This window comes from Aquipuribacter hungaricus (assembly GCF_037860755.1).
In the GTDB taxonomy this organism is placed as follows: domain Bacteria; phylum Actinomycetota; class Actinomycetes; order Actinomycetales; family JBBAYJ01; genus Aquipuribacter; species Aquipuribacter hungaricus.
The window spans coordinates 1-2750 of sequence record NZ_JBBEOI010000349.1 but is presented as its reverse complement, the minus strand read 5'-3'; the positions used below and the strand labels follow the sequence as shown (position 1 = coordinate 2750).

Below are 2750 nucleotides of genomic sequence, written 5' to 3'. Positions count from 1 at the left end.
CGGCGGCGGCGGCGGCGGCGGCGGCAACGGTGGCGGGGCCGAGAGGGTCGGCCAGGCCGGCGGTGGCGGGGGCGGGGGCGTCGGTGCGTGCTGCGGTGCTCACGTCGGCGACGCTAGACCGGCGTGCCCGGGCGGGGCCTCCCGCTCCGGGCCAGCTGTGGACGGCCCCGCACAGGCCGCCACGGGCTGTGGACGGGCACGTCGGTCGGCGCGGCGGGGTGCCGGGCAGCCACGGCGGACGCGGTCGACGTGCAGGAGCACCTGTCCGGTGTCAGCGCGGGCCCGGGCCTCACCACAGCCGGCCCGCCTCGCGCAGGCCCGCCGTCAGCCCGTGCACGACGGCGACCAGGCCCACCCGGGCCTGCACGTGGTCGAGCAGGTGGTGGGGGTGCAGGCCGCAGCCGGGCAGCCAGCCGGAGTCCTCGGCGACCTGGAGCACCCGCTCGCCGTCGAGCAGGAGCGCGCGCCGGCGCGACAGCTCCCCCTCGTCCTCGCGGGACAGGTCGTCGCGCCCGTAGAGCAGGTCGGCGGCCGAGGCCTCCATGACGGCGCTGCCGACGTGCGCCGGTGCCGCCAGCGCGTCGCAGCGCAGGGCGTCGGCCAGGTCGGCGGCACCCTCGCGGCCGGCGACGTCCTCGGGAGCGATCTCGGCGTGCACGAGCCGCCCGGCCACGGTCACGGCGGCCTCGGGCGAGACGTGCCAGCCGGCGCCGACGCAGGTCTCGACGGCGTCCGCCAGCCGCGGCGGGTCGGGCCGCCAGTCCATGACGTCGGCGAGCCCCGCCCGCTGCGCGGTCACCGCCAGGGCGGCGTCGCTCACCAGGTCCTCGTGCGCCAGGGCCCGGCAGCAGGCGGGAGCGCCCCACCGGTGCAGCGCGACGACCGCGTCCAGCGCGGAGTCGCCCTGCCACTCCAGCCGCTGGAAGGCCAGCCCGCGGGGGTCCAGGACCAGGGCGGCGTCGCGCTCGTCGACGTCCACGCCCAGCACCTCGGCGACCCGCGCACGGTCCGCGGCGTCGGCACCGCGGCGCAGCGGTCCGGTCCTGCTCCCGGGAGGCATCCCCGCAGCCTGGCAGGTCGCGGGCGCCGGCACCGGCGCCCGCGCGACCGGCGTCAGCTCTTGTCGAGGGCGTCCCCCTTGTGGACGGCCTCCTTGCCGCTCTTGTCGGACTTCACGAGGTACTGCGGCTCGTCCTCGGACGCCTTGACCTTCCGGCCGGCCTCCTCGGTCTCGGAGGTGATCGTCTTCTCGACCTTCCCCTCCGTCGTCGTGCCGTGCGTCTTCCACTCGACGTGGTCGCCCTTGCTGATGTCGTCTGCCATGCCCGTCCCGGTACCCCGCCCCCGTGCGCGGGAAACGGCCGGGCCGTCCGGGACGCCAGGGGGGCCTGTCCGCCAGGAGCGCACGGTGGTGGACGGCGGCGGCCCGCCCGTGTTGGCTGCGCCCGTGCCGCTCACCGACGCCCTGCCCGCCGCCGTCCTGGCCGCGGGCGAGGGCCCGCCCGCGTTCCTCACCTCCACGGCCGTCCTCGTGGTCGCCGCCGCCGTCATCGGCTACCTGTCCGTGCGGGCCAAGGTCGTCCCGATCGTCGGCTTCCTCGTCGCCGGCGTGATCATCGGACCCACCCAGCTCGGCCTGGTCGGCGAGGTGGAGACCGTCGAGGCCGCGGCCGAGGTCGGCGTGATCTTCCTGCTGTTCATCATCGGGATCGAGTTCTCCCTCGAGCGGCTCGCCGCGCTGCGGACGTGGATCGCGCTCGGCGGCGCCCTCCAGGTCGGGCTGGCGGTGCTGTCCGTCGCCGCGCTGTGCACGGCCTTCGGGGTCGGCTGGCGCGACGCCCTGTTCACCGGGTTCCTCGTGTCGCTGTCGAGCACGGCGATCGTCCTCAAGCTGCTCGGCGACGCGCGCGAGACGACCACGGTGCGGGGCCGGCTGGCGGTCGCCCTGCTCGTGTTCCAGGACCTCGCGGTCGTGGCCATGGTGCTGTTCGTCCCGCTGCTGGGGGTGCCCGGCGAGGGCGGGGAGGGCGGCGGCTCGACCGGTGACCTCCTCGTCGCGCTGCTCACAGCCGTGGGGATCATCGCCGCGGTCCTCCTGGTCGCCCGTCGGCTGCTCCCGCCGGTGCTGGAGCGGGTGGCCCGGACCTGCTCGCCGGAGGTGTTCCTGCTCACGGTGCTCGCGATCTGCTTCGGCACCGCGTACCTCACCGCCGTGGCCGGGGTCTCGGTGTCGCTGGGCGCCTTCCTGGCCGGGCTGCTCGTCAGCGAGTCCCGGCTCAGCTCCCAGGCCCTCGGCGAGATCCTCCCGCTGCAGATCCTGTTCTCGGCGGTCTTCTTCGTCTCCGTCGGCATGCTGCTGGACGTCCGCTTCGTGCTGGCGAACCTGCCCGTCGTCCTGCTGGGCGTCGTGGTCGTCTTCCTCGTCAAGGCCCTGACGACGTGGCTGGCGGTGACGGCGCTGCGCCGGGCCGGGCCGGGGGTGCCCGCCGGGCCGGCGCTCGGGACGGCGCTGCTGCTGGCGCAGATCGGCGAGTTCTCGTTCGTGCTGGAGACCGAGGGCCGCTCGGTCGGCCTGTCGCCCGCAGGGCTCGGGGACGACGGCTCCCAGGCCTTCATCGCCGCGAGCGTGCTGCTGCTGCTGGCCACGCCGGCCCTCGCGGCGCTGGGCCGCCGCGTCGAGCAGCGGACCGAGGCACGGGCCGACGCCCGCCGCCAGGCCGCCGGCGCGGCCGGTCACGGGAACGGCGACG

General features: G+C 76.5%; 3 protein-coding genes. 1 reads left to right on the top strand and 2 read right to left on the bottom strand.

All coding sequences use genetic code 11. The annotated features are described in order from the left end of the window. Nucleotides 1-289 precede the first annotated feature (289 nt). Nucleotides 290-1060, bottom strand: coding sequence for a ribonuclease III domain-containing protein (locus WCS02_RS19410; RefSeq protein WP_340295927.1), 771 nt, complete (start codon nt 1058-1060; stop codon nt 290-292). 53 nt (nt 1061-1113) lie between these two features. After that, nucleotides 1114-1323: a hypervirulence associated TUDOR domain-containing protein gene (locus WCS02_RS19405; protein ID WP_340295926.1), complete on the bottom strand. Its 210-nt coding sequence runs from the start codon at nt 1321-1323 to the stop codon at nt 1114-1116. Nucleotides 1324-1447: 124 nt separating this feature from the next. Between WCS02_RS19405 and WCS02_RS19400 the strand changes: the two genes are divergently transcribed. Further along, nucleotides 1448-2750: cation:proton antiporter domain-containing protein (locus tag WCS02_RS19400; protein WP_340295925.1), on the top strand; the 1303-nt coding region annotated here is incomplete at its 3' end.